Annotated in this window: 21 protein-coding genes; 8 read left to right on the top strand and 13 right to left on the bottom strand. The window is 66.9% G+C overall.

Annotated elements, in window-relative coordinates; translation table 11 throughout:
• Positions 1-49 precede the first annotated feature (49 nt).
• From H610_RS0112160 to H610_RS0112130, 7 genes are all read right to left on the bottom strand, one after another.
• Complete coding sequence (locus tag H610_RS0112160) at positions 50-1,300, bottom strand: Coenzyme F420 hydrogenase/dehydrogenase, beta subunit C-terminal domain (RefSeq protein ID WP_028239920.1); 1,251 nt, start codon at positions 1,298-1,300, stop codon at positions 50-52.
• A 13-nt stretch (positions 1,301-1,313) separates the two neighbouring features.
• Complete coding sequence (locus H610_RS23830) at positions 1,314-2,591, bottom strand: oligosaccharide flippase family protein (protein WP_051231720.1); 1,278 nt, start codon at positions 2,589-2,591, stop codon at positions 1,314-1,316.
• Positions 2,592-2,593: 2 nt separating this feature from the next.
• Positions 2,594-3,781, bottom strand: coding sequence for a polysaccharide pyruvyl transferase family protein (locus H610_RS0112150; RefSeq protein WP_028239919.1), 1,188 nt, complete (start codon positions 3,779-3,781; stop codon positions 2,594-2,596).
• A 5-nt stretch (positions 3,782-3,786) separates the two neighbouring features.
• On the bottom strand, positions 3,787-4,905 hold the full coding sequence (locus H610_RS23825) for a glycoside hydrolase family 5 protein (RefSeq protein WP_051231718.1): 1,119 nt from the start codon (positions 4,903-4,905) through the stop codon (positions 3,787-3,789).
• Between the two features lie 238 nt (positions 4,906-5,143).
• Positions 5,144-7,357 (bottom strand): polysaccharide biosynthesis tyrosine autokinase, encoded by a 2,214-nt coding sequence (locus H610_RS0112140; RefSeq protein ID WP_028239918.1) that lies wholly within the window; start codon positions 7,355-7,357, stop codon positions 5,144-5,146.
• A 14-nt stretch (positions 7,358-7,371) separates the two neighbouring features.
• Positions 7,372-7,809 carry a low molecular weight protein-tyrosine-phosphatase gene (locus H610_RS0112135; RefSeq protein ID WP_028239917.1) on the bottom strand — a complete coding sequence of 146 codons (438 nt, stop codon included), beginning with the start codon at positions 7,807-7,809 and terminating at the stop codon, positions 7,372-7,374.
• Positions 7,810-7,989: 180 nt separating this feature from the next.
• Positions 7,990-9,426, bottom strand: coding sequence for an undecaprenyl-phosphate glucose phosphotransferase (locus H610_RS0112130; RefSeq protein ID WP_028239916.1), 1,437 nt, complete (start codon positions 9,424-9,426; stop codon positions 7,990-7,992).
• 352 nt (positions 9,427-9,778) lie between these two features.
• Here H610_RS0112130 and yegS point away from each other — a divergent pair, with 352 nt between their 5' ends.
• From yegS to H610_RS0112115, 3 genes are all read left to right on the top strand, one after another.
• Positions 9,779-10,678: a lipid kinase YegS gene (yegS, locus tag H610_RS0112125; protein WP_028239915.1), complete on the top strand. Its 900-nt coding sequence runs from the start codon at positions 9,779-9,781 to the stop codon at positions 10,676-10,678.
• 153 nt (positions 10,679-10,831) lie between these two features.
• Positions 10,832-11,764, top strand: coding sequence for a chemotaxis protein CheV (locus H610_RS0112120; RefSeq protein ID WP_028239914.1), 933 nt, complete (start codon positions 10,832-10,834; stop codon positions 11,762-11,764).
• A 42-nt stretch (positions 11,765-11,806) separates the two neighbouring features.
• Complete coding sequence (locus H610_RS0112115) at positions 11,807-12,607, top strand: MOSC domain-containing protein (RefSeq protein ID WP_028239913.1); 801 nt, start codon at positions 11,807-11,809, stop codon at positions 12,605-12,607.
• Positions 12,608-13,114: 507 nt separating this feature from the next.
• Here H610_RS0112115 and H610_RS0112110 read toward each other — a convergent pair.
• On the bottom strand, positions 13,115-15,046 hold the full coding sequence (locus H610_RS0112110) for a transglycosylase SLT domain-containing protein (RefSeq protein WP_028239912.1): 1,932 nt from the start codon (positions 15,044-15,046) through the stop codon (positions 13,115-13,117).
• A 225-nt stretch (positions 15,047-15,271) separates the two neighbouring features.
• Between H610_RS0112110 and H610_RS0112105 the strand changes: the two genes are divergently transcribed.
• Both H610_RS0112105 and H610_RS0112100 read left to right on the top strand, forming a co-directional pair.
• Positions 15,272-17,194 carry an ATP-binding cassette domain-containing protein gene (locus H610_RS0112105; RefSeq protein ID WP_028239911.1) on the top strand — a complete coding sequence of 641 codons (1,923 nt, stop codon included), beginning with the start codon at positions 15,272-15,274 and terminating at the stop codon, positions 17,192-17,194.
• A gap of 18 nt (positions 17,195-17,212) precedes the next feature.
• Positions 17,213-17,905 carry a DUF6901 family protein gene (locus tag H610_RS0112100; RefSeq protein ID WP_028239910.1) on the top strand — a complete coding sequence of 231 codons (693 nt, stop codon included), beginning with the start codon at positions 17,213-17,215 and terminating at the stop codon, positions 17,903-17,905.
• A 38-nt stretch (positions 17,906-17,943) separates the two neighbouring features.
• On the opposite strand, the gene H610_RS0112095 is transcribed toward H610_RS0112100, so the two are convergent.
• Complete coding sequence (locus H610_RS0112095; protein ID WP_028239909.1) at positions 17,944-18,384, bottom strand: universal stress protein; 441 nt, start codon at positions 18,382-18,384, stop codon at positions 17,944-17,946.
• Positions 18,385-18,602: 218 nt separating this feature from the next.
• On the opposite strand from H610_RS0112095, the gene H610_RS0112090 reads away from it, so the two are divergent.
• From H610_RS0112090 to H610_RS0112080, 3 genes are all read left to right on the top strand, one after another.
• The gene (locus H610_RS0112090; RefSeq protein WP_028239908.1) at positions 18,603-19,088 is read left to right on the top strand and encodes a hypothetical protein; all 486 of its coding nucleotides are present in this window, start codon (positions 18,603-18,605) and stop codon (positions 19,086-19,088) included.
• Between the two features lie 62 nt (positions 19,089-19,150).
• Entirely contained in the window at positions 19,151-19,939 is a 789-nt protein-coding gene (locus H610_RS0112085) for a class II glutamine amidotransferase (RefSeq protein WP_028239907.1), read from the top strand.
• Positions 19,933-20,457 (top strand): DUF2937 family protein, encoded by a 525-nt coding sequence (locus H610_RS0112080; RefSeq protein WP_028239906.1) that lies wholly within the window; start codon positions 19,933-19,935, stop codon positions 20,455-20,457. The genes H610_RS0112085 and H610_RS0112080 overlap by 7 nt, the downstream gene beginning before the upstream one ends.
• 12 nt (positions 20,458-20,469) lie before the next feature.
• On the opposite strand, the gene H610_RS0112075 is transcribed toward H610_RS0112080, so the two are convergent.
• From H610_RS0112075 to H610_RS0112060, 4 genes are all read right to left on the bottom strand, one after another.
• Positions 20,470-21,651 (bottom strand): vWA domain-containing protein, encoded by a 1,182-nt coding sequence (locus H610_RS0112075; protein WP_028239905.1) that lies wholly within the window; start codon positions 21,649-21,651, stop codon positions 20,470-20,472.
• A 54-nt stretch (positions 21,652-21,705) separates the two neighbouring features.
• The gene (locus H610_RS0112070) at positions 21,706-22,098 is read right to left on the bottom strand and encodes a GFA family protein (RefSeq protein ID WP_028239904.1); all 393 of its coding nucleotides are present in this window, start codon (positions 22,096-22,098) and stop codon (positions 21,706-21,708) included.
• A 52-nt stretch (positions 22,099-22,150) separates the two neighbouring features.
• A complete protein-coding gene (locus H610_RS0112065) occupies positions 22,151-22,996 on the bottom strand; it encodes an AAA family ATPase (RefSeq protein WP_028239903.1) in 846 nt (281 codons plus the stop codon).
• Positions 22,997-23,123: 127 nt separating this feature from the next.
• The gene (locus tag H610_RS0112060; RefSeq protein ID WP_028239902.1) at positions 23,124-24,197 is read right to left on the bottom strand and encodes a DUF748 domain-containing protein; all 1,074 of its coding nucleotides are present in this window, start codon (positions 24,195-24,197) and stop codon (positions 23,124-23,126) included.
• Positions 24,198-24,206: the final 9 nt, after the last annotated feature.

The following is a 24,206-nucleotide window of genomic DNA, read 5'->3' as shown; positions in this document are numbered from 1 at the left end:
CGCATCCAACCTGAATCCCTAGTCGTGGTTCCCTGAGCGTTGCGCACGGTCACGCCGTTTCCAGCGTGCGCTGCTTGATCTTCTTGCGCCGCACCAGCAGGCCGGTGAACGCCTTGAAGCTCTGGTACAGCCCGATGCGACGCATCCCCTTGCCGAGCTCGAAGCCCTTGTAGCTCGGCGTCTTCAGCAGCAGCACCTTCATCGCCAGCAACCGCGGGAGGATGGTGGTCCGGCGGTAGTACTGGAACGGCTGGATGGCAAAGATGCCTTCGGTATCGAAACTCTCGCTTTTGACCACGCCATCGGCCTCTGCGTTGCGAAACAGCTCGCGACCCACTTCAGAGCGAATCAGGATCAGAGAGTTTCCTTCGCGCTCTTCGAATGATGGATATCCCTTGTCATCGCCCTCCCAGCCGTCTGCGCAGACGATGTCGGCGAACTCGCCGATGCCGTCGGGGCAGATCTTGCAGCGTGTCTGCAGGTGCCGGTTGAGCACCTTTCCCCAGGAGTCGTTGTAGGTCATGGTCTTCTCTTCGCCGTTCTTCAGCGTGGCCTTGGTCAGCCCCGGCCAGCCATCGCCGCGGTAGCGGAAGGCGGTCACCTCGTCGCGCGCCACGCCGAGCTTTTCCAGCACCTGGTGGGTGCCGGCGAGGCTCGGCGTGCCGGCGCACATGAACGAGACGATGTAGGGGATGTTGGCCTTCAGCCGCGGGTTGTGCGCCTGCAGCTGGCGGACCGCGCCGACGTCGCAGGGCTTGCCGATGAACAGGTATTTCTCGGTGGACATCGCCACCCATTTCAGCGCCTCGGCGGGCGAGGCGGGGGCGTAGCGCGAACCCGAGGACGCGATGATGTTGTTGCGCGAACGGCTGATGACCGCGACGTTTTCCAGCGGGTCCCTGTCGGACGCCTGGATCTGGATCACCCCGTCGACCAGGCCCCTGTCCAGGCAGTATTGCGCCAGCGCCGAGATCACCCCGCCGGAGGACCCCACGCGGCGGATTTCCGCGTCGGTCGAGTAGCCCTTGCGCGCTTCCAGCACCTCGCCCCAGATGGGGTGGTAGTGCTCGGTCTTGTACGGGCGGATGTCCAGGTTCAGCGCCGGGCAGGACTTGCCGAAGGTCTCGGTGGTGGCCTTGTCCGCCACCGGCTTGTCGCGGTACTCGGCGTTGAGGAACGGACGCCGGTAGCCGTCGGCGCCGATGCGCATCCGGATCGCGTCGTCGTCCGCGAGCGAGCTGCACATCCCGCAGCCGCTGCACAGGTCGTTCTTCAGCACGCGATTGAGTAACTCTTTCATTCGAGCCTTTCCTTTAGCCGCCGACATCGGAGGTGTCGGCCGTCGATTGAATGGGGTGCGGGGCGGCCTGCCGGCGGCCGCGGTAGATCCGCGCCACCGCCAGCCCGTAGATCAGGGTCAGCACGACCATGCCCAGCGTCGACACCCAGGGCGCCGCCTGGATGCCGTAGCGGGGGATGAACAGCCAGTAGCAGAGCACCGTGATCACGCCCGAGGCGATGATCCCGAAGGTGCGCAGGAAGCCGGTGCCGAGGGCCATCAGCTGCACGCCGAGGCCGGCGGCGACGAAGCGCGCGGCGGTGAAGCAGGCGAAGGCCAGCCACAGGGTGTTTAGCTCGGCATACCCGGCGCCGAGGAAGTGGTCGGTGAACAGCGGGCCGATGAAGTAAAAGGCGAGGGCGAAGACCAGCCCCATCAGCACGTATTCGCCGAGGATGCGCACGCCGTAGCGCAGCAGCCCGGGCAGGTTGTGGTGCAGCTTGTGGGCGAAGCGCGGGATGTGCACGCTGGCCAGCAGCACGCTGAACGGCACCGCGCCCTGCAGCAGCCGCGAACCGGCGAAGTAGATGCCCGCCGCCTCGCGGCCCGCCAGGTGGTTGACGAGGATGACGTCCAGCTGGGCGAAGATGTTGGTCGCGCCGCTGTCCACCGCGAAGCTGGTGGAGGTGCGGAAGCGGTCGGTGATCGCCGCGCGCGACGTGCGCAGGATGCCGCCCAGCTGCACCAGGCGTGACAGCGCGCCCAGGGCCATGACCGCATAGATCAGCCGCGAGACGAGGAATGCCAGGCCGACGGCGAAGATGTCGTTGTGCAGCAGGATGGCCAGCCCGATCAGCGCGAAATGGATCAGCGCGGTGACCACCACGATGCGGGTTTCGCGGTGGAACTGGCCGATGCTGCGGAACACTGTCAGCGTCAGGTCGCCGTAGGAGAAGGCCAGCTGTCCGAGCAGGAACAGGATCGCCGCGACCCGCTCGGTGGCGGTCAGGTCGAAAACGAACAGGATCAGCGGCAGCAGCACCAGGCAGGCCGGCACCACCAGCGCGGTCTTGGCCGCCAGGCTGGCGGACATGATTTCCCCGGCCCGTTCGCGCTCCGCGCCGATGTCGCGCAACGCGCGCATGCCGAAGCCGTAGTCGGTCACCAGCGCGACGATGGTCGACCAGGTGATGACGATGGAAAGGAAGCCGAAGTCGCTCGGTCCCAGCGTGCGCGCCAGGATGAGCAGGGTGCCGAGCGCCACCGCGGTCCTGGCCGCGGTGGTGATTCCCATCAGGGCGTGGTCGCGCATGCCTATTCCTGGTACGCAGGCTGGCCTTGCCGCAACGAGGTCATCAGGCCCTCGAGGGCGTAGCTGTAGGCGGCGAGCTTGCGCCGGATGATCTCGGAGCTGGCCTCCACCTCGGCCTTGAGCCGGTCGCGTTGCTCGAGATGCGCCAGCACCTTCTGCAGCGCGCTTTCGGTGGTCTCGGTCTTCAGGTCGACCACCCGGTGGTAGTCCAGCGACTCGTAGAGTCCGGCGAACTTGCGGCTGTAGGCCAGCGGCACCACCGGCACGCCGGCGGAGAAGGCGCCGATGGTGGCGTGCATGCGCGCGCCGATGAAGAAGTCCAGCCCGCTGATGTAGGACTTGGCCTCGACCGGGCCCTTGAAGCGCGGCGCCAGCTTCAGCGCCGGGTGGCGCTGCTGCAGTGTCTGCGAGATGGCGAAGTCGTCCTCGGCGGGGAAGCCGAGCGGGATCACGTGCGGCACCAGGTGCACCTCGTGACCCTGGCCGAGCAGGGCTTCGATCAGCTGGTCGGTCAGCGCCTTGTAGTCGGCGCGCAGGCCGAACTGGTTGGCGGTGCCTTCGTAGCCGCCATGGTGCAGCAGCGCCGAGACGCTGATGCCCACCGCCAGCCGCCCGGGCGCGCGCATCTCGCTGGCGCGCTCGAAGGGCAGGGCGAAGGCGACGTCGATGACTTCGTCGCGGTTCGGCACGCCGAGCTGCTCGAGCACCGCGAAGGACTGGTGGTCGCGGGCGAACACCATGGTGCTCTTCTTCATCACCCAGGCGGCCGCCCTGGCGTTGGTGTCGGACTTGAACGGGCCGATGGTCTGCGGCGAGAGAATCAGCGGCACGCGGCCCATCAGCGCCATGCCCTTGCTCAGCAGCAGCTTGATCAGCCGCTTGCTGCCGTAGATGTCGGAGAAGCTGTCGCCTTCGCCGATGTCGAAGATGGCGTCGCAGGAGCCGATCGCCTTGATCAGCTTGTGCGGGCTCTTCAGCAGGCTCTTCTCGTTGAACTCGATGAACTCGTAGTTGAAGCGCTCCATCGACGGCGGGTAATCGCACGGGCCGGAGGAGCCGATGATGAGGAATTCGGGGGTGATGCCCTTGCGCCGGGCGGCCTCGTCGATGAGCAGCATGTTGGAGATGCTCAGTGCGCCGACACCCAGGTTCCCGGATGAAAAGGAATGCCAAAGCAGGCCGAATTTCATGTCACTCACTCCTGAGGTTGGGTAGCCGGCGCGGAGGCCGCGCCGTCGCCGGACGCGTCCGGGGTGGGCCCGTACTCGGTGCAATCGTTGTCGAGGTGCTTCTGCAGGATCGCCAGCTGCGGGCGGTCGGCGCCATCGGCCCGCGGCTCGACGCTCAGCGCATAGTTGTTCCAGCCCGGGCCGCCGGCCCAGTAGGCGCTGGGGATGCAGTTCTCGTTGAGGTACTGCAGCATGTTGTCCATCGCCTGCAGCATCGCCGGCGAGTCGCCGGGCACGCCGTATTCGCCGAGGAAGCCCTTTTGGCCGTGGCGCTTGAGCCATTCGACGAAGGGCCGCGCGCGCTCGACGCCGAGCATCGGGTCGACCTCGTCGGGATTGCCCTTCTGGTAGCGGCCGGAGAAGTCCGGATCGAAGTAGAGGTGACCTTCGTAGACGATGCGGTTGGACGGGTCCTTGATCAGCAGGTTGGCGTTGACCTGCGGCCAGTGGTAGGCACTGGACCAGCGTTCGCCCTCGACGAAGATCAGCGTCTCGCGATCTACTTCGCGGATGGCGTCGACCGCCGCCTGGGCGGCCCCGGGCCAGAGGCCGACGGTGCCGTGCGGCTCGTTCATGATGTCGTAGCCGTGCAGCGCGGGATGGTCCTTGAAGGTCTCGGCGAGTTCGCGCCAGACCTCGGCGTAGGCGGAGTAGGGCACCGCCGAGGAGCCGATCAGCTGGTCCTTGTAGCGGCCGTAGTTGTGCATGTCGAGGATGACCTGCTGGCCGTTCTGGTGCGCGTAGTCGAGGGTGCGCTTGAGCAGGCGGATCTGCTCGAAGTCGAGGCGGGCGCCGAGGTCGTGCTGCACCCGCTCCCAGATGAAGGGGAAGCGGATCAGCGTGATGCCCTTCTGCCGGTAATAGGTGAAGTGGCGCTTCTCCGGATAGAAATAGTTGGTGCCGTTCTTGCCCGGCAGCACTTCCGGCGCGAAGCCGGCGCCGGACATGTTGATGCCGACCAGGGGGATGCCGCGCGAGCCGTCCGGCTGGTCGGCCGCGAAAGCGGACGCGCCGGCCAGTGCGGCGGCCAGCCCGAGGGCGATGGTCGCGGCCCGTGCGGTCCGCTTTTGGATGTTCATCGTCATAGCACTACACCTGCGCGGGGGCAGCCAACTGCCGCGCGATCGGTTCGAATGGGGTCGCCATGGGAGCGACGAGCAGCGCCCGTGGACGCGTGACCGGCCGGAGCCGGCCCGGCAGGCTCGTCATTGACACATGCGCGTCGCTGGAATTCCCTTTCAGCATCCGCCGCATTGTTCTTGGAGGGGGCGGTGATGCCGAGTCAGCGCGAGGCGGGCCGACAGGCCGGCCCGCCGTTCGCACTTACTTGGTCGGTTGGTACTCGTACTGGTAGTAGCCGTACTCGCCGTAGGCGGACGCCTTGCGCTCGACGGCGTTGAAGATCACGCCCTTGACCAGCAGGCCGTTCTGCTCGAGGCGGCGCTTGGCAGCCTCGATCTCCTTGATGCCGTTCAGTCCGTAGCGGGTGACCATCAGGGTGGTGCCGGCCTGGCTGCCGACCAGGGCGGCGTCGGTCACCGCGAGGATCGGCGGGGTGTCGAAGATCACCAGGTCGTACATGGTGCTGACTTCCTTGACGAACCGGGCGAAGTTCTCGTGCATGAGCAGTTCGGACGGGTTCGGCGGCAGCTGGCCGTGGGTGACCACGTGCAGGTTGTTCAGCTGGGTCTTCTGGATGGCATCGAAGAGGGTGACGCGGCCGGACAGGATGTCCGACAGGCCCTTCTCGCCCTGGACGCGCATGACCTTGTGCAGGTAGCCCTTGCGCATGTCGGCGTCGATCAGCAGGACCTTCTTGCCGGACTGGGCGATGACCACCGCCAGGTTGCTGGTGACGAAGGACTTGCCGACCGCCGGGCTCGGGCCGGTGATCATCAGCACGTTGTTCTTCGCCTCGATCATCGCGAAGTGCAGGCTGGTGCGCAGGCTGCGCATGGCCTCGGTGGCCAGGTCGGCCGGGTCGTTGACCGACAGCAGGTAGGAGGCCGCGCTCTTGTCGCGCTTGAAGTTGGCCAGGCGCTTCTCCAGCGTGCCCTGCTTCTCGCTGAACGGGATGGCCGCATAGACCGGGATGCCATGGCGCTCGATGTCCTCGGGGTTCTCGACGCCGCGCTTGAGCGCTTCGCGAACGTAGACGAAGAGCACCGCGATCAGGCCGCCGAGCAGGGTGGCGACGATGACCACCAGCGGCTTGTTGGGCTTGACCGGGTTTTCCACGTCGGCGGCGGCGTGGTCGATGATGCGCACGTTGCCCACGGTGCCGGCACGGATGATGTCCAGCTCCTGGGTCTTGTTCAGCAGCATGGAGTAGGTTTCCGAGGCCACTTCCACGTCGCGGGTCAGACGCAGCAATTCTTTCTGCGTGGCCGGCAATTTGTCGATGCGCGCTTCCAGTTCCGCCTTCTGGGTCTGCAGCTGGTTGATCTGGTTCAGCAGCGCCTGGAAGTTCGGGTGCTGGCGGGTGAAGCGGTGTTCCATCTCGGTACGCTTGAGATTCTGCTCCGAGATTTCCTTGTCCAGATCGACGATCTGGTCCAGCACCCCTTGCGTTTCGGCGCTGATGTCCACCGAGCGGGCGTTGGTCTGGTAGGAATTCAGTGCGGTCTGGGCGGTCTCGAGCTGGCGACGCACCTGCGGCACCTGCTGGCTGAGGAACTCCAGGCTCTTGGTCGCCTCGGCGGCGTTGCGCGCGACGTTCTGCTCGACGTACAGCCGCGCCACTTCCTCGAGCACGCGCTCGGCCTTGGCCGGGTCGGTGTCCTCCAGCGTCACGCTGACGATGCCGGACTGCTTGCCGCGCTCGGCGGCGGCCAGGCGTTCCTGCAGCGCCTCGGTGGTGCTGTAGGTGCGGTTCTTGATGACCGTGAAGGTGGTGCCGGGGCGGGCGACCAGTTCGCTCACCTCGATCGCGTAGTCGGCGTTCTCCGCCGGGGTGCCGACGGTGCCCTGCAGGACCACTTCGTCGTCGGCGTCACGCAGGATGAAACCGTTGTTCTCCGCGGCCTCGAGGGTCAGCTCCTTGCCGTGCACCTTGTCCGGAACGATCAGGCGGGTGACGGCCAGCTTCTCGCCGCCCCACGCGTAGGATTCGAGACCGGCCGGGTACCAGCCCAGCTCGCCTTCTTCGGTGGGCTCGAAGCGGCGCGCCATGAACTCCCCGAAGATCGGGAAGTAGTGCGGCTTGATGATGATGTCGAGGCTGAGGTTGTCGACCGCGGCGCCGACCACGGCGCGCGACTTGAGCAGGGCGATCTCGGTCTGCGCCGGAGTCACCGGCGGGTTGCTCGAGACCACGTCGGTCAGGCTCGGCAGACCCGCCTTCGGCTCGATCTGGATCATGGCGCTGGCCATGTACACCGGGGTCGCCAGCAGGGCATAGGCGATGCCGATCGCTGCGAAGAAACCGGTGATGCCCAGGATGAGGCCGCGGTTGTTGATGAAGGTGGCAAAGAGGTGGGCAAGGTCGATGTCCTTTTCCTCTTTGGTCTCGTAAATGGGGCGTGGCATGGTGGTCATCGAAGTTCCTTCTTCTATCGGAGGTAAGGAAGCCAGCTCTCGACGGATTGCGTCAGGAGACTATGAACGTGTTCGAATGCGGGTCTCGATTGGCGATAAGGGTCGGGTATCTCGAGATCACCTCGCCACTTGCCTATCAGAAAGGTCTTGCCGTGCACCTCGGGGGCAATCTGGCGCAAATGCTGGATATGGCTGTTCTCCATCGCCAGGATCAGATCAGCCTGGTAGAGCATGTCGCTCTCCACCTGCCTGGCCCGGTGATTCGGCAACTCCAGCCCGTTTTCCTGCAAAACGTCGTGGGCGGTCTTGTCCATGGGGTGTCCTACTAGCGCTCCAATACCTGCGGAACTCACCGTCAGGTCCTTTCCCTGCAACCTGTGCGCGAGGATGGCTTCCGCCGTAGGGCTACGGCAGATGTTCCCGACACAGATGATCAAGATGTTCCGGAACATGGCTTCAGGCTCCGGTGGCGTTCAGGCAGACAGCTGAACGACCGGCATCGGCCAACGGAAATGAGAGACTGCTGTTGATCATTTAGTTCCTTCCCGGACCAGCGCCGGGCGAGTGTGGTTCACGGCTTGCGACGAATGGCCGGACGGCCCGGGTGGAGCCGGTCCGGCGCGCCTGCGGCGTCAGTACACATCCTTGTTGAACAGCAGCGCAGGCACCGTTCTGAAGAGGATGTAAAGGTCGAACCAGACGGACCAGCGCTCGATGTACTCGAGGTCGAACTCGACGCGCTTCTCGATCTTCTCCAGCGTGTCGGTTTCGCCGCGGTAGCCGTTGATCTGCGCCCAGCCGGTGATGCCCGGCTTGACCCGGTGGCGGGCGGAGTATTCGGCCACCGCTTCCTCGAACAGCACCCCGGCGGCCTTGGTAGCGGTGGCGTGCGGGCGCGGGCCGACCATCGACATGCTGCCGAGGAACACGTTCAGCAGCTGCGGCAGCTCGTCCAGGCTGGTCTTGCGGATGAAGCGGCCGACGCGGGTGATGCGGTCGTCGTTGCGGGTGGTCTGGCGATCGGCGTTGGCGTCCGACTTCTCGTGGTACATCGAGCGGAACTTGAACACCTCGATCAGCCGGTTGTTGTAGCCATAGCGCTTCTGGCGGAACAGCACCGGGCCGGGCGAGTCGAGCTTGATCGCCAGGGCGAGCAGCAGCATCACCGGGGCGGCCATGAGCAGCGCCAGGCTCGACAGGATGATGTCCTCCAGGCGCTTGAACAGCGGCGACCAGCCACGCAGCGGCAGGTCCGAGGCGATCAGCGTCGGCAGGCCGGCGACCTCAGTGATGCGCCTGTTGGCATGGCGGAAGGCGACCATGTCCGGCACCAGCAGCACGTTGACCGGCAGGCGGCGCAGCTCGTTGATCAGCTGGCCGATGCGGCTGTCGGCGAACCAGGGCAGGGCGACCAGCACCTGGGTGACCTTCTCCTCGCGAATCATGCGCTCGAGATCGCGCATGTTGCCCAGTAGCGGCAGGTTGGCGATGTTGCTCGGCAGGCGCTCGAGGCGGTCGTCGATGAAGCCGAGCACGCCGGTGCGGATGTCCTGGTTGTGCTGCAGGTACTCGGCCACGCGCACGCCGTTGTCGGTGCCGCCGAGAATGACCGCGTTCTGCAGGAACATGCCGCGGTCCATCAGCCGGCGGAACAGGGCGAGCATCATCAGGCGCTCGGCGCCGAACAGCACCATGCTGGTCATGAACCAGAACACCAGGTGGATGGGCTCGAGGTAGCCGAGCAGGCCCATGCCCTGGTGCATGAAGATCAGCAGGCTGAAGGCGGCGGCCCAGGCGATCAGCATCGTGCGGAAGCGCAGCAGGGTGCTGAACACTTCCTCGCTGTAGATGCCCAGGGTCTGGAACACCACGACGCTGAGGATGCCGAAGAAGAACAGGAAGGTGGTGAACGGCCCGCCGGAGTTCGGCATGTCCAGGGGCAGGAAGGCCATCAGCAACAGCCCCGGCAGCACCGCGGTCACGCCGTGGATCAACCTGACGCTGGCCAGGAAATAGTCGACGAAACTGGGGTGAGCGTACTCAAGGGTTCCTACGGACTGTAAACGCATACAAGGCTCCTTCCTTAGCTAGAAGCTAGCTCGATCACTCGTTAGAACGCCGCATGTGGGCGCTGCTGGCAGGCCGCCATCGATGGCAGGCCGCCATCGCAACCCTGATCCGGACTCCTGCTCCGACCGTGACGCGTGATCCGAGTTCACAGGCTGGCGTGCTGCCGTCAAAAAAATTCCCAAGGCCGTTCTGCTTTCGCAATTAGCTGTTTTTGCGGGAATTTTTCCTTTATCCGATTGTCGTCCGCGGGTACTGGCGAACACCCGGACCTGACAGGTGGCATGGGTGGCGACGGACAACTTCGGTTACGGGCGCCTGTCCTATGGCAGAGCCTGGCCAGGAGCGCTGCAGATGAACCAAGCCAATGCCTTTCTCATCCTTCACGGCAAGCAGGCGTGCAACGACGAGGTGCGCGAAGCGGTCAGGCTGCGCCGTGAGCTCGGCTGGGACCTGACCGTGCGGGTCACCTGGGAGCCGGGCGACGCCCAGCGGGCCGTGCGCGAAGGGCTGGACGCCGGCTACGGCACGCTGATCGCCGGCGGCGGCGACGGCACCGTGCGCGACGTCACCGAGGCGATGATGCAGGCCGGGGCACAGGCGCGCCTGGCGCTGATGCCGTTGGGCACGGCCAACGATTTCGCCCGCGCCGCGGGCATCCCGCTGGACCCGACCGAGGCGCTGGCGTTGCTCGACGAGCCGGCCGTGCCGGTGGACGTCGGGCAGATGAACGACCGCTTCTTCCTCAATATGGCCACCGGCGGCTTCGGCTCGAAGGTGACAGCCGACACTCCGGAGGAGTGGAAGCGCATGCTCGGCGGTGGCGCCTACCTGCTGGTCGGGCTGACCCACTTCGCCGATGTCGGCTCCGTCTACGGCGAGTTCAGCGGTCCGGAGTTCTCCTGGTCGGGCGAATTCCTCGCCATGGGCATCGGCAACGGCCGCCAGGCCGGCGGCGGCCAGGTGCTCTGCCCGGATGCCACCATCGACGACGGCTGGCTGGACGTGTGCATCGTGCCGGCGGCGGAGGGCGCCGTCGGCACCCTGAGCACCCTGCTCAACGGCAGCCTGTACGGCGTCGAGGCGGTTTCGGTGAGCGGCCACATCACGCGGATGGCGATCACCGCGCCCCAGGCGGTGGACATCAACCTGGACGGCGAGCCGCTGAGCTGTCGACGCATGGATTTCTCCGTCCGCCCCGCGGCGCTCCGGCTGCACCTGCCCCCGGACAGCCCGCTGCTTTCCGCCGATTGAGCCAGATCACCTTTCCGGCCCCACGCGCGCTGGATGCCAGGCCGCGAAGCAGGCATGATGGCATTGTGATATTCGAGCGTGCCGACGAACGCCTTCAAGGGAGGCCGTAGGCAGCCGATACCCCTGGTGTCCAGATTTTGAAAGGAGCCTGCAATGGCCGGCATTCTCGATACGGTCGATCAACGCACGCAGCTGGTGGGTGAGAACCGCCTGGAGATCCTGATGTTTCGCCTGTCGGGTCGCCAACTGTTCGCCATCAACGTGTTCAAGGTGCAGGAAGTGGTGCAGTTGCCGAAGCTGACGCTGATGCCGCACCGCCATCCGCACGTGCGTGGGGTGATCAGCCTGCGCGGCCAGACCCTGCCGGTCATCGACCTGTCGCAGGCGATCGGCCTGCGTCCGCAGACGATCGACGAGCGCAGCACCATCATCGTGACCGAGTACAACCGCACGGTTCAGGCCTTCCTGGTGGGCGGGGTGGACCGCATCCTCAACCTCAACTGGGAATCCATCATGCCGCCGCCGGGCAGCGCCGGGCGCCACCACTACCTGACTGCCATCACCAAGGTCGACGAGCAGCTGGTCGAGATCGTCGACGTCGAGAAGGTGCTGGCCGAGATCGTCCCCTACGACACCCGGATTCCGGCCGAGCGGCTGGCCGACCCGCTGCTCGAGCGCGCCCGCGGCCGCGAAGTGCTGCTGGTGGACGACTCCAGCGTGGCCCTGGCGCAGCTGCGCGAGACGCTGTCCCAGCTGGGGCTGAAGATCCACACCGCCAGCGACGGGCTGAAGGGCCTGAACCTGCTGCGCAGCTGGGCCGATGCCGGGCACAGGCTGACCGACAAGCTGCTGATGGTGTTCACCGACGCCGAGATGCCGGAGATGGACGGCTACCGCCTGACCACCGAGATCCGCCACGATCCGCGCCTGCGCGACCTCTACGTGGTGCTGCACACCTCGCTGTCGGGCAGCTTCAACCAGGCGATGGTGCAGAAGGTCGGTTGCGACAACTTCCTCTCCAAGTTCCAACCGGAAAAACTGGTCGACGTCATCCGCGACCGGCTGCTGCGCGACGAGCCAGCCTGAGCCCGCTGCGCTATCCTGCGCATCCCGTTGTCGGAGGTGCGCATGGAGCTGTCCTCGATCTACCGATTCCCCCTCAAGTCCGCTGCCGGGGCGTCCATCGCGGAAACGTCGACGGACGCGCTCGGCGTCGTCGGCGATCGCCGCTGGATGCTCGTCGACCCCGCCTCCGGGCGCTTCCTCACGCAGCGGGTCATTCCCACCATGGCGCTGCTCGAGGCCGAAGGCCTGGACCGCGGCGGATTGCGGCTGCGCTGGCGCGAGCGCGGTGAGCTGAGCGTAGAGGCACCGGATTCCGGCGCGCCGCGCCAAGTGCTGATCTGGGGCCGGCAACTGCTGGCGACGGACGCCGGCGACGAAGCCGCGGTCTGGCTGAGCGGCGCGCTCGGGCGCGATTGCCGGCTGGTGCGGCTGCCGGACGGGCAGGGCGTCCAGATCGACGAGGACTACGCCAGGCCTGGCGAGCAGACCGCCTTCACCGACGGCTTTCCCTTCATGCTGATCGGCGACGCCTCGCTCGCCGATCTCGAGGCGCGGGTCGGCCGGCCGCTCGGCATGCGCCGCTTCCGGCCAAACCTGACGGTGAGCGGGGCGCAGCCCTACGCCGAGGACGGCAGGTCGCTGATCCGCATCGGCGACCTGCGCTTCCGGGCGGTCAAGCCCTGCTCGCGCTGCGTGATCCCCACCCTCGACCCGGACAGCGGCGTACGCGCCGCCGACGGCGAGCCGCTGAAAACGCTGATGAGCTACCGCAAGCGCGACGGCAAGGTATACCTCGGACAGAACCTCATCGCCGAAGGCACCGGCCGGCTCGAGGTCGGCATGCCAGTCGAGGTGCTGGCCTGAGAGGTCGTATTGGCCTCGCCGGTGCGCGAACTCAGCCGTAGGTTGGGTTGAGCCGCGCAGCGGCGAACCCAACGGGGGCCGAGGGCGGGGAGACGTAGGGTGGATAACGGCGCAGCCTCATCGACGCGCCGGGTTCGGCGCATGCCAGCTCCTGGTGGGAGCGGCCTTGACCGCGAATAGGGCGGTGGGAACTCGTTCGCGGTCGAGGCCGCTCCACGAGAAGCATCGCCCCGGGGGCGGGCCTCCCACGAAAGCAGTAGTGCCGCACCGGCCCCTGTGGGAGGCGCGCCCTCGCGGCGACATCGCTGCCACGGCTCCCGGTGGGAGCGGCCTTGGCCGCGAATAGGGCGGTGGGAACTCGTTTCGCGGTCGAGGCCGCTCCACGAGAAGCATCGCCCCGGGGGCGGGCCTCCCACGAAAGCAGTAGTGCCGCACCGGCCCCTGTGGGAGGCGCGCCCTCGCGGCGATCTTCGGCCAAGGGCCGGCTCCGCTGGGCCCAGGCAGGGCTCACTGTTCGTCGAAGTAGCGCTCGTGCCACTCCACCAGCGGCTGCGGCATGTTCAGCTTGTCGCCGTAGATGACCGCGTAGGTCAGTACGTTCTGCACGTACTGGCGCGTCTCGTCGAAGGGGATGTTCTCCACCCAGACGTCGAACGGCAGGTGCCTGGCGTCCTTCAGCCACTGGCGCACGCGGCCGGGGCCCGCGTTGTAGGCGGCCGAGGCGAGCACGCGGTTGCCGTTGAACTGGCCGTACACCTGACTGAGATAGGCCGCGCCCAGCTGCACGTTGGTCTTCGGGTCGAGCACCTGGTTGGTCGAGGACAGCGGGATGTCGAAGCGCCGCGAGGTCTCCTTGGCGGTCCCCGGCATCAGCTGCATCAGGCCCATGGCACCGGCGCCGGAGCGGGCGTCGGCCATGAAGGCGCTTTCCTGACGGGTGATGGCGAAGGCCCAGCTGGGGTGGATGTCGCGGGCGCGGGCCGCGCTGATCAGGCTGTCGCGGTGCGCCATGGGGAAGCGCACGTCCAGGTCGTCCCAGTACTTGGCCTCGCTCATGGTGCGGATGGCCGGGAAGTACCACTGCAGGTCGTAGGCCAGGCGGGCCTGGGCGATCAGTTCGTCGCGCTCGAAGAAGCGGCTGGCGTGGTACCACTCGCGGCGGCCGTCGACGATCTGCCCGCGCGCATGGAATTCCATCGCGCGGCGGATGCCGGGGGTGTTACGCACCTTTTCCACCACCGCGGCGCTCGGCTTGAGCGGCCGGTTGTTCAGCCGGTAGGGCGCCTGGATGCGGTCGGCGGCGAGGAATCCGTAGAAGTCGCGCTCCTTCGAGGTAGGGGCATAGAGCCTGGCGACCTGCTGTTCGTCGTCCGGCCTGGCGAGCTCCAGGCTGCGCGCCTGCCAATAGCGCCAGCGGCTGGTCTCGGCGAGCTGCGGCGGGAAGCGGGAGATCAGCTGGTGCGCCTCCGACCAGCGCCCGAGGCGCAGCAGCAGGCGCGCGCGCCATTCGCTGACGGTGTCGTCGCGCAGCTCCGGGTCGTAGTCGGCCATGACCTGCAGTGCGCGCGGATCGAAGCGGCGGGCCAGGGTCAGGCCGATCTGGCGGGCGATCGCCACCTTTTCCTCGGCGCTGAAGGACAGCCGCCTGGCGTAGCCGTCGAGCAGGCCCAGGGCCTGCTCGGGATCCTGCCGGGCGAGCCGGCGCAGGCCGATCGCCACCACGTCGCCCATCGCCTCGCTGGGCGGCGCGAAACGGCCGGTCTGCTGCAGCAGACGCGGCTTCTGCGCGGTCTCGACGAGCAGCGCGGCTTCGTCGCGCAGGCTGGTCAGGCTCTTGGCCAGGTAGGTGGCCAGGCCGTAGTTGCCGGCCTCGACCGCCAGCTTCACGCGCTTCCAGCGCTTTTGCTCGGTGAGCTGGCCTTCGGCGGCCCAGCGGTCGAACAGGCGGTCGCAGGCCTCGTGCTGCGACTTGCCCACCAGCCACAGCCGCTCGGCCGTCTCGTAGCCCTCGGCGGTCTGCCCGTGGAGCAACTGGTACTGGCCGTACAGGCAGTCCAGTTCGGTGAAGTTCATGCGCCGGTCGTAGTGACGGGCGAAGGTGTCCCAGTCGCCGCGCTGAGCCAGGCGGCGCAGCCAGCGCAGCTTCATCCAGCTCGCCTGCGGCAGGTCGCCATGGGCGGCGAGGAAGCGCTCGATCTCCGCGGTGCCGGCCGCATCGAGGCGGTTGGTCAGGTCGTCGTAGGTGAGGTAGGGCGTCAGCGGGTAGTCACGCAGCGCCTCGGCGTGGCGCAGGTAGGGGCCACGGTCGCCCTTGGCCAGCGCGCGCTTGGCTTCGTCGTACAGCTGGCGTTGCCGGGAAAGGTCGGCCGCCTGGGCGAGATCGATGACGGCGGTGCAGAACAGCAGGCAAACGAGGAAACGGGGCAGTCGACCGCGCATGATACTTCCGGGGGACGGAGACAACGGGGATGAGCGGCTAGCTTAGCCTGCCGCATGCCCCAGTGAAATGCGGCCAGGGGCTCGCCAGGGTATTAATCCCGACGATCCGACGAGCGACCTTCCGCATGGCGAAACGGCTGCCGTGAACGGCCCGGCGGACGCGCCGCCACGGCTGCGCCGGCGGCCTTCTGTTACTATCGCCGGCCAGTTTTCCCGGAGGTATCCATGACCCTGCTCAAGTTCACCGACGTCTCGCTCGCCTACGGCACCACGCCGCTGCTCGACCATGTGTCCTGGCAGATCGCGCGCGGCGAACGGGTGTGCGTCATCGGCCGCAACGGGACCGGAAAATCGAGCCTGCTGCGCCTGGTCAAGGGTGATCGCGCCGCCGACGACGGCGAGATCTGGCGCGCCCCCGGGCTGAAGATCGGCGAACTGCCGCAGGAGCTGCCGCGTGCCGACGACCGTCGCGTGTTCGACGTGGTCGCCGAGGGCCTGGCCGGCGTCGGCGAGCTGCTGGCGCAGTTCCACCACCTGAGCCAGCACATCGAGAGCGACGAGGACCTGCACAGGCTGACGCAGGTCCAGCAGGAACTCGAGGCGCGCGACGGCTGGCGCCTGCAGCAGCTGGTGGACAGTACCCTGAGCCGCCTGCAGCTGCCGCCGGACAAGACCCTGGCCGAACTCTCCGGCGGCTGGCGCCGCCGCGTGCTGCTGGCCCAGGCGCTGGTCTCGGAACCCGACCTGCTGCTGCTCGACGAGCCGACCAACCACCTGGACATCGGCGCCATCGCCTGGCTCGAGGAAGCCCTGGCGGGGTTCAACGGCGCGGTGCTGTTCATCACCCACGATCGCGCTTTCCTGCAGAACCTGGCCACGCGCATCCTCGAGCTCGACCGCGGCCACCTGATCGACTGGCAGGGCGACTACGCCAGCTTCCTGGTGCACAAGGAGCAGCAGCTGGCCGCCGAGGAGACCGCCAACGCGCTCTTCGACAAGAAGCTGGCGCAGGAAGAGGTCTGGATCCGCCAGGGCATCAAGGCCCGGCGCACCCGCAACGAGGGCCGCGTCCGCGCGCTGAAGGCGATGCGCGCCGAGCGCAGCGAGCGGCGCGAACGCCAGGGCAAGGCGACCTTCCAGGTCGAGGCGGCGGAAAAGTCCGGCAAGCAGGTGATCGTCGCCGAGCACCTGTCCTTCGCCTACCCGGGGCAGCCGCCCTTGGTGAAGGACTTCTCTCTGGTGCTGCAGCGCGGCGACCGCATAGGCCTGCTCGGCGCCAACGGCACCGGCAAGACCACGCTGCTCAAGCTGCTGCTCGGCGACCTGCAGCCCACCGAAGGACGCATCGAGATCGGCACCAAGCTGGAAGTGGCCTATTTCGACCAGCTGCGCCACCAGCTCGAGCCGGAGAAGACGGTGATCGACAACCTCGCCGAGGGCCGCGAATTCATCACTATCGACGGGCAGAACCGCCACGTCCTGAGCTACCTCGGCGACTTCCTGTTCAGCCCGCAGCGCGCCCGCACGCCGGTCAAGGCGCTGTCCGGCGGCGAGCGGGCGCGGCTGCTGCTGGCCAAGCTGTTCAGCAAGCCGGCCAACCTGCTGGTGCTCGACGAGCCGACCAACGACCTCGACGTCGAGACCCTGGAACTGCTCGAGGAGGTGCTGCTCGGTTTCCAGGGCACCGTGCTGATGGTCAGCCACGACCGGGCCTTCCTCGACAACGTGGTGACCAGCACCCTGGTGTTCGAGGGCGAGGGACGCGTGCGCGAGTACGTCGGCGGCTACCAGGACTGGCTGCGCCAGGGCGGCTCGCCGAAGCTGCTCGGCGTCGCCGAAGGCAGGGCCGACAAGGCCGAGAAGACGGACAAGGCGGCGAACGAGGCGCCTGCGCCGGCGGCTGCCGCCCGTGCCGCGGAGCCGGCGGCGCGCAAGAAGCTGAGCTACAAGTTGCAGCGGGAATTGGATGCGCTTCCCGGACTGATCGACCAGACCGAGGCGAAAGTAGCCACTCTGCAGCAGGAAATGGCCGATCCGGCGTTCTATCAGCAGCCGTCGGACCGAACCAGCGAGGCGCTTGCACGTCTCGAGGCGCTGCAGAAGGAACTCGACGCGCTGCTGGAGCGTTGGGCCGAGCTGGAAGAATGAATGCCCTAAGGAATCTCGATGGCGATCCAGTACCGCATCACGCTCGACGACGAGCATGAGTTCAATTACCGCATCGAGCTGGAGCGCAGCTACGAGCCGCTGGCCGCGGCCCAGGCGCCGGCCTGGACGCGACTCGAGCATCAGCAGTGCAGCAACTGCCCGCTGAGCCGCGAGCGCTACAGCCATTGCCCGGCGGCGGTGGACCTGCACCGGGTGATCGAGGACTTCCATGGCCTGCCGGCCGTGCAGCGGGCGCAGGTGCAGGTGCGCACGCCGGAGCGTGACTATTCCAAGGTGGTCGGGCTGGAGGAGGGGCTGCGCGCCCTGCTCGGGGTGATCATGGCCACCAGCGCCTGCCCGGTGCTGGCGCGGCTGAAGCCCATGGCGCACCAGCATCTGCCGTTCGCCAGCAACCAGGAATTCGTGCTGCGCGCGGTTTCGCTGTACCTGGCGCGGCAGTACTTCAACCTCCGCGAAGGCCGCCACGCGGACTGGGAACTGCGCGGCCTGGTGCGTGCCTTCCAGCAGCTGCAGCTGGTCAACCAGGCGTTCTGGCAGCGCATCCACGATACCTGCGTGGGCGACTCGAACCTCAAGGCCTTCCTGACCTTCTTCTCCATGTCGTCGAGCCTGACCGTTTCGCTGGAAACGCAGCTGCGCAAGATCCGCCCGCTGGTGATGAGCGCGGGCGAAGGGGCGGAGACCACCTGAAACGAACCGGCGGTCGCTGCCTGACGGGCCGGGCTCGCTTACTCGGGACGTGTGAGGCGCACCGCCAGCACGTCGCAGGGGGCACCGTGGAGCACGTCGTTGGCGGTCGAGCCGAGCAGCAGTGCCAGGCCGTGGCGTCCGTGGCTGCCGACCAGGATCAGGTCGCAGCCCTGTTCGCGGGCCAGGCGGTGGATTTCCTGGCGCGGCTGGCCGTAGGCGAGGTGGCGCTGCTCCGGGGTCAGGCTCGGGTAGCGGCTGGCGAAGGCGTCGAGCCGCTCGCGGGCCTGGTCGAACTGCTGCTGCTGGAGCATCGAAAGGTCCATCGGCACGTCGCCGCCGAAGGCCATGGCCATCGGTTCGATGACATGGACCAGCGACAGTTTGGCTCCGCTGGCGCGGGCGAGGTCCTGCGCACGCTCCACCAGCGGGTGGCATTCGTCGTTCATGTCGGTGGCGACCAGAATGTTCTGGTAGGGCATGATGTCTCCTCCTGAGTGGTCGTTGTGGACAGTATGGCCGTCCATCAGCTGTTTTTATCGTTATTGGGCGACGCCCGGCGTACGTTATACGGCGTTGTCGGCACTCCGGCCAGTGGGTGCGGCGAGCGGACGCTCGGCCAGGCGCCAGACGGCCTCGCTGGTATGATGCGCGGCTGCATCGGCGGCCCGTTTCCGGTCGCGTCATTTGAGAGTTCGACATGCTGATTTTCGAAAACGACTACCTGCTCGCCTGGATCGCCTACGGCATCGCCTCGCTCGGCTGCCTGCTGGTGTGGTTCCGCATGACCCGCCCGCTGTGGCGCTGGCTGCGCGAGCCCCTGCGCCTGCTGGTGGCGGTGCTGCTGCTCACGCCGACCATCGTCGACCCGGCCCGCGAGCTGTTCGCGCCGGCGATCGCCATCACCGCGCTGGACTTGCTGTTCAAGGTCGGCAACAACGCCTGGCGCGCGGTGGCCGACCTGGCGCTGTACGGCATCATCGCGTTCTCCCTGTACCTGGCGCTGGTGGCCCTGCGCTGGCCGCTGGAGCGGCGTCTCGCCCGACGGCGCGCCGAACGCGGGGAAGCCGCCGCCGAGGATGACCCGCGCACGCTGCGCGAGCGGATGGCCGAACAGGACGAGAACGAGCCGGAACCGCTGCGCTACCCGAACAACGGCCGGTTGCGCACCGAACCGCGGCTTTGACCCGAGCGACGGTGGGCATGCGGGCTCGCCGAGGTTGACCAGACGAGCGATGGAGTAACGGCATGTGCGAACTGCTCGGCATGAGCGCCAACGTCCCGACCGATATCGTGTTCAGCTTCACCGGCCTGATGCAGCGCGGCGGCAAGACCGGCCCGCACAAGGACGGCTGGGGCCTGGCGTTCTACGAGGGCAGGGGGCTGCGGCTGTTCCAGGACCCGGTCGCCAGCTGCGAGTCCGAAGTCGCGAGGATGGTCCAGCACTACCTGATCAAGAGCGAGGTGGTGATCGGCCACATCCGCCAGGCCAACGTCGGCAAGGTCTCGCTGGTCAACACCCACCCCTTCGTCCGCGAGCTCTGGGGGCGCAACTGGTGCTTCGCGCACAACGGCCAGCTGGCGGACTTCAGCCCGGCGCCGGGCTTCTACCGGCCGGTCGGCGAGACCGACAGCGAGGCGGCCTTCTGTGACCTGCTCAACCGCATCCGCGCAGACTTTCCCGAACCCGTCGAGGTCAACGACCTGCTGCCGATCATCGTCGAGGCCTGCCAGGGCTATCGCCGATGCGGCGTGTTCAACTGCCTGCTGAGCAACGGCGAGTGGCTGTTCAGCTTCTGCAGCACCAAGCTGGTGGAAATCACCCGGCGCGCGCCCTTCGGCCATGCGCAGCTGCGCGACGCCGAGCTCACCGTTGACTTCCAGACCGAAACCACGCCCAAGGACATCGTCACCGTGCTGGCCACCGAGCCCTTGACCCAGAACGAGACCTGGACCACCCACGGCGCAGGTGAATGGACGCTCTGGCGCCTGGGCGAATGCGTGGCGCGCGGGCGCGGGGACGAACCGGCATGCTGAGAAGCTACCTGCGGCTGATGCTGTTCGCGCTGGGCCTGCTGATCGGCGTCCAGGTGCCCGGGTTCGTGGAGAACTACACCAGTCACGTCGAAGCCCGGCGGCTGGAGGCCCGGCAGGGGCTGGCCGGGTTCGAGGAAAGCGCGCGGCGCTTCTTCGACGGCGACCTGGCGGCGCTGGTCGAGCACTACCGCAACAGCCAGGACCCGGTGTTCCAGAGCGATGCGCAAAGCGTGCAGGCGCTGGTCGACCGCGAGCGGCTGCTGGAGCGGGAATGGCGGGCGATGCAGGGCCCCTGGTTCGCGCGGGTCTGGCACCTGCTGTTCGGCGCCGACCGGCGCCTGCTGGACGAGGCCTGGGCCGGCTATCGCTTCCAGGTGCTGCTGGCGCCGGACGCCATCGCCTGGGGGCTGGGCTGTGCGCTGCTGTTCGCCTGGATTCCGGAAGTCATCCTGGTCGGCCTGGCGCGGCTGGCGGGCCTCGGCGGACGGCGCTCCCGCCGCCGCCGGCGGGTCGCCTGAGCCGCCGGTGGCTCAGCCGCGCGAGAGAAAGCGCATGCCTTCCTCGAGCCCGCTCAGGGTCAGCGGGTACATGCGGTCTTCCACCAGTTCGCGGATGATGCCGGTGGAGGAGGTGTAGCCCCAGGTGTCCTTCGGGTAGGGGTTGATCCAGATGAGCTTCCTGTACTTTTCCATGAAGCGCTGCATCCAGACGTAGCCGGCTTCCTCGTTCCAGTGCTCGACGCTGCCGCCGGGCTGGGTGATTTCGTAGGGCGCCATGGCCGCATCGCCGACGAACACCACCTTGTAGTCCGGACCGTACTTGTGCAGCAGGTCCAGCGTCGAGGTGCGTTCGGACATGCGGCGGAAGTTGTTCTTCCACACCGATTCGTAGATGAAGTTGTGGAAGTAGAAGTACTCCAGGTGCTTGAACTCGGTCTTGCAAGCCGAGAACAGCTCCTCGCAGACCTTCACGTGGGCGTCCATCGAGCCGCCGATGTCGAACAGCAGCAACAGCTTGACCGCGTTGCGCCGCTCCGGCCGCATCTGGATGTTCAGCAGGCCGGCATCCTTGGCGGTGTGGTCGATGGTGCCGTCGATGTCCAGCTCCTCGGCGGCGCCTTCGCGGGCGAACCTGCGCAGCCGGCGCAGGGCGATCTTGATGTTGCGGGTGCCCAGTTCGACGTTGTCGTCGAGGTTCTTGTACTCGCGCTGGTCCCAGACCTTGACCGCCTTGCCCTGGCGCTTGCCGGCGTCGCCGACGCGGATGCCCTCGGGGTTGAAGCCGCCGGAGCCGAACGGGCTGGTGCCGCCGGTACCGATCCACTTGTTGCCGCCGGCATGCCGCTCCTTCTGCTCCTCGAGGCGCTTCTTGAATTCCTCGATGAGCTTGTCCAGCCCCCCGAGCGACTGGATCTGCGCCTTTTCCTCGTCGGTCAGCAGGCGCTCGAATTCCTTGCGCAGCCAGTCTTCGGGGATCAGCGCCTGCAGGTACTGGTCGAGGTTCTCCAGGCCCTTGAAGTAGGCGCCGAAGGCCCGGTCGAACTTGTCGAAGTGGCGCTCGTCCTTGACCATGATGGTGCGCGCCAGGAAGTAGAACTCCTCCATGTCGGCGAACACCACCTTGTGCTCCAGGGCGTCGATCAGGTCCAGCAGTTCACGCACCGACACCGGGACCTTGGCGGCGCGCATCTCGTTGAAAAGGCCAAGCAGCATGGCTACCTCGGGGCCGCGCTCGGGCCGGCGCGGCGGATGGTGGTGGGCAGGCGGTCAGGCATCGCCCTGGTGTTCCGGCAGGCCGTCGCGGATCTCGTACCAGTCCGCCTTGGAGCCGACGAAGATGTGCGACTGCGGCGGCGGGGGCAGCGGCGAATCCAGCGTGCCGACCGCGATCCCGACTTCGTGCTCGCGGTTGTCGACGAACTGCAGGTTCGCCCCGCAGTGCTTGCAGAAGGTGCGGGTCACGTGCTCGGAAGAGTGGTAGACGCCGAGCTCTTCCTTGCCTGCGGTCAGGTGGAAGCGGTCCAGCGGCACGTTCGCATAGGTGGCGAAGGCGGCCCCGTGTGCCTTGCGGCACATGCTGCAGTGGCAGTGGGTCAGCGAATCGATGTCGGTGTCGATGCGGTACTTGACCGCGCCGCACAGGCAGCTACCGGTATGCATGGCGAGTCTCCAGCAGTTGGGTCGAACGGGCCGCAGGCGCCGGCCGGATGGCTCAGCGGCTGGCGCGACGGCTCATGAAGGCCAGGCGTTCGAGCAGCTGGACGTCCTGCTCGTTCTTCACCAGCGCGCCGGCCAGCGGCGGGATGGCCTTGGTCGGATCGCGTTCGCGCAGCACCGCCTCGCCGATCTCGTCGGCCATCAGCAGCTTCAACCAGTCGACCAGTTCCGAGGTGGAGGGTTTCTTCTTCAGGCCCGGCACCTTGCGCACGTCGAAGAAGATGTCCAGCGCCTCGGATACCAGCGACTGCTTGATGCCCGGGTAGTGCACGTCGACGATCTTCTGCAGCGTCTCGCGGTCGGGGAAGGCGATGTAGTGGAAGAAGCAGCGGCGCAGGAAGGCGTCCGGCAGCTCCTTCTCGTTGTTCGAGGTGATGATGATGATCGGTCGCTGTTTCGCCTTGATGGTCTCGTTCGTCTCATAGACGTAGAACTCCATCTTGTCGAGTTCCTGCAGCAGATCGTTGGGGAACTCGATGTCGGCCTTGTCGATCTCGTCGATCAGCAGGATGACGCGCTCTTGGGATTCGAAGGCCTCCCAGAGCTTGCCCTTCTTGATGTAGTTGCGCACGTCGTGGACCTTGTCCACGCCCAGCTGCGAGTCGCGCAGGCGGCTCACCGCATCGTATTCGTAGAGGCCCTGGTGCGCCTTGGTGGTCGACTTGATATGCCAGGTGATCAGCTTGGCGCCGAAGGATTCGGCCAGCTGCTCGGCGAGCATGGTCTTGCCGGTGCCGGGCTCGCCCTTGACCAGCAGCGGCCGCTGCAGGGTGATGGCGGCGTTCACCGCGAGCTTGAGGTCGTCGGTGGCGACGTAGGACTGGGTGCCTTCGAACTTCATCGGGTGATCCTTGAGCCTGGGCCCGCGCGGGGCATTGACTGATAAACGCTCCGACTATACCCGCGGCCGAGGACGACTGTGAACGAACGGGCGGTATTCAGTCACTGAATGCACCGTGGCGCGGACTTCATTCGTTCTCTTCCAGCGCGCGCTCGAAGCGCGGCGTGAAGGCCTCGACGAAGGCGTTGCGCAGGATCGCGATGAACGCCTGCATGGGGCTGATCTGTGCATCGTCGAGCCGGCCGGACAGTTCGATGCGGGTGGCGAACTGGTCCTTCTGCTGGTTCTGCAGGACGTTCTGGCCACCGCCGACCACCGCTTCCCAGAGGCCGCGCAGCACGCCCTTGTCCTCGTTCTCCACGTCCTGCTGGAAGTTGAACACGTCGACGTTGCGCAGCAGCGGCTTGACGTAGCCGCTGAGCTGGCTGTCGGTGGCCTCGGCCTCGACCACCAGGTCGCCTTCGCCGCCGCGGAAATCGAAGCGGCCATAGGCGCTGGCGAAGTCGTTCAGCCGGGTGAGGTCGACGCCGGTGACGCGGAACTGCACGGCGAAGTCCTCCATGCGCACCAGCGGGTCGAAACTGGCGTCGAGCTCCATCGGTGCGTGGCCGAGGAATTGCCCGGTACCACGCATGCTGGCGTCCCGCGAGCCTTCGGTCTGGCGCGCGTTGGTCAGGTTGAGGATGGTCAGGTCGACCTGCTGGGCGTACAGGTTGACCTGCGGGTCCGAGGTGAAATTGCGAAAGTGCAGGGTGCCGTCGTGGATGTTCACCTCATCCAGGCGGATCAGCAGCATCTCCTGCAGCGTGTCCCGCCAGTCGATGCCTTCGCCGGCCTGCTGCTGCTCTTCGCTTTCGGCGTCGACGAAGTTCAGCGTCGGCTGGTTGACGTCCACCACCGCGACGATGGCGTGCTCGTGCCAGAGGGCGGACCAGCTGACGCCCAGGTCGACCGACGGCACGTCGAGGAAGGGCACCTGCACCTCGCCGCTGGCCTTGGTGATGGTCAGGCCGTCGATCTGGTACATGCCTCGCCACCAGGCCAGATCCACGTCCTCGACGTGGCCGCGGTAGTCGCCCATGTCCGCGAGCTTGTCGTTGAGCATGTTGCGCACGATCATGGGCAGGGCCAGGTGCAGCACCAGCAGCAGTGCGGCAATGACCAGAATGGTGATGAGCGGGATCGTGGCGGCTTTTCTCATGCCTAGACT

The sequence above is a fragment of the Stutzerimonas azotifigens DSM 17556 genome (assembly GCF_000425625.1).
Classification (GTDB): Bacteria; Pseudomonadota; Gammaproteobacteria; order Pseudomonadales; family Pseudomonadaceae; genus Stutzerimonas; species Stutzerimonas azotifigens.
This window is presented reverse-complemented; position numbering and strand designations above follow the sequence as displayed.

Bases quoted from the DNA above. Each gene is read 5' to 3' on its own strand.
- H610_RS0112160 (WP_028239920.1), bottom strand. From the start codon at position 1,300: ATGAAAGAGTTACTCAATCGCGTGCTGAAGAACGACCTGTGCAGCGGC.
- H610_RS0112100 (WP_028239910.1), top strand. From the start codon at position 17,213: ATGGCGATCCAGTACCGCATCACGCTCGACGACGAGCATGAGTTCAAT.
- H610_RS0112080 (WP_028239906.1), top strand. From the start codon at position 19,933: ATGCTGAGAAGCTACCTGCGGCTGATGCTGTTCGCGCTGGGCCTGCTG.
- H610_RS0112140 (WP_028239918.1), bottom strand. From the start codon at position 7,357: ATGACCACCATGCCACGCCCCATTTACGAGACCAAAGAGGAAAAGGAC.
- H610_RS0112075 (WP_028239905.1), bottom strand. From the start codon at position 21,651: ATGCTGCTTGGCCTTTTCAACGAGATGCGCGCCGCCAAGGTCCCGGTG.
- H610_RS0112095 (WP_028239909.1), bottom strand. From the start codon at position 18,384: ATGCCCTACCAGAACATTCTGGTCGCCACCGACATGAACGACGAATGC.
- H610_RS23825 (WP_051231718.1), bottom strand. From the start codon at position 4,905: ATGACGATGAACATCCAAAAGCGGACCGCACGGGCCGCGACCATCGCC.
- yegS (WP_028239915.1), top strand. From the start codon at position 9,779: ATGAACCAAGCCAATGCCTTTCTCATCCTTCACGGCAAGCAGGCGTGC.
- H610_RS23830 (WP_051231720.1), bottom strand. From the start codon at position 2,591: ATGCGCGACCACGCCCTGATGGGAATCACCACCGCGGCCAGGACCGCG.
- H610_RS0112105 (WP_028239911.1), top strand. From the start codon at position 15,272: ATGACCCTGCTCAAGTTCACCGACGTCTCGCTCGCCTACGGCACCACG.
- H610_RS0112060 (WP_028239902.1), bottom strand. From the start codon at position 24,197: ATGAGAAAAGCCGCCACGATCCCGCTCATCACCATTCTGGTCATTGCC.
- H610_RS0112065 (WP_028239903.1), bottom strand. From the start codon at position 22,996: ATGAAGTTCGAAGGCACCCAGTCCTACGTCGCCACCGACGACCTCAAG.
- H610_RS0112070 (WP_028239904.1), bottom strand. From the start codon at position 22,098: ATGCATACCGGTAGCTGCCTGTGCGGCGCGGTCAAGTACCGCATCGAC.
- H610_RS0112110 (WP_028239912.1), bottom strand. From the start codon at position 15,046: ATGCGCGGTCGACTGCCCCGTTTCCTCGTTTGCCTGCTGTTCTGCACC.
- H610_RS0112120 (WP_028239914.1), top strand. From the start codon at position 10,832: ATGGCCGGCATTCTCGATACGGTCGATCAACGCACGCAGCTGGTGGGT.
- H610_RS0112085 (WP_028239907.1), top strand. From the start codon at position 19,151: ATGTGCGAACTGCTCGGCATGAGCGCCAACGTCCCGACCGATATCGTG.
- H610_RS0112150 (WP_028239919.1), bottom strand. From the start codon at position 3,781: ATGAAATTCGGCCTGCTTTGGCATTCCTTTTCATCCGGGAACCTGGGT.
- H610_RS0112135 (WP_028239917.1), bottom strand. From the start codon at position 7,809: ATGTTCCGGAACATCTTGATCATCTGTGTCGGGAACATCTGCCGTAGC.
- H610_RS0112090 (WP_028239908.1), top strand. From the start codon at position 18,603: ATGCTGATTTTCGAAAACGACTACCTGCTCGCCTGGATCGCCTACGGC.
- H610_RS0112115 (WP_028239913.1), top strand. From the start codon at position 11,807: ATGGAGCTGTCCTCGATCTACCGATTCCCCCTCAAGTCCGCTGCCGGG.
- H610_RS0112130 (WP_028239916.1), bottom strand. From the start codon at position 9,426: ATGCGTTTACAGTCCGTAGGAACCCTTGAGTACGCTCACCCCAGTTTC.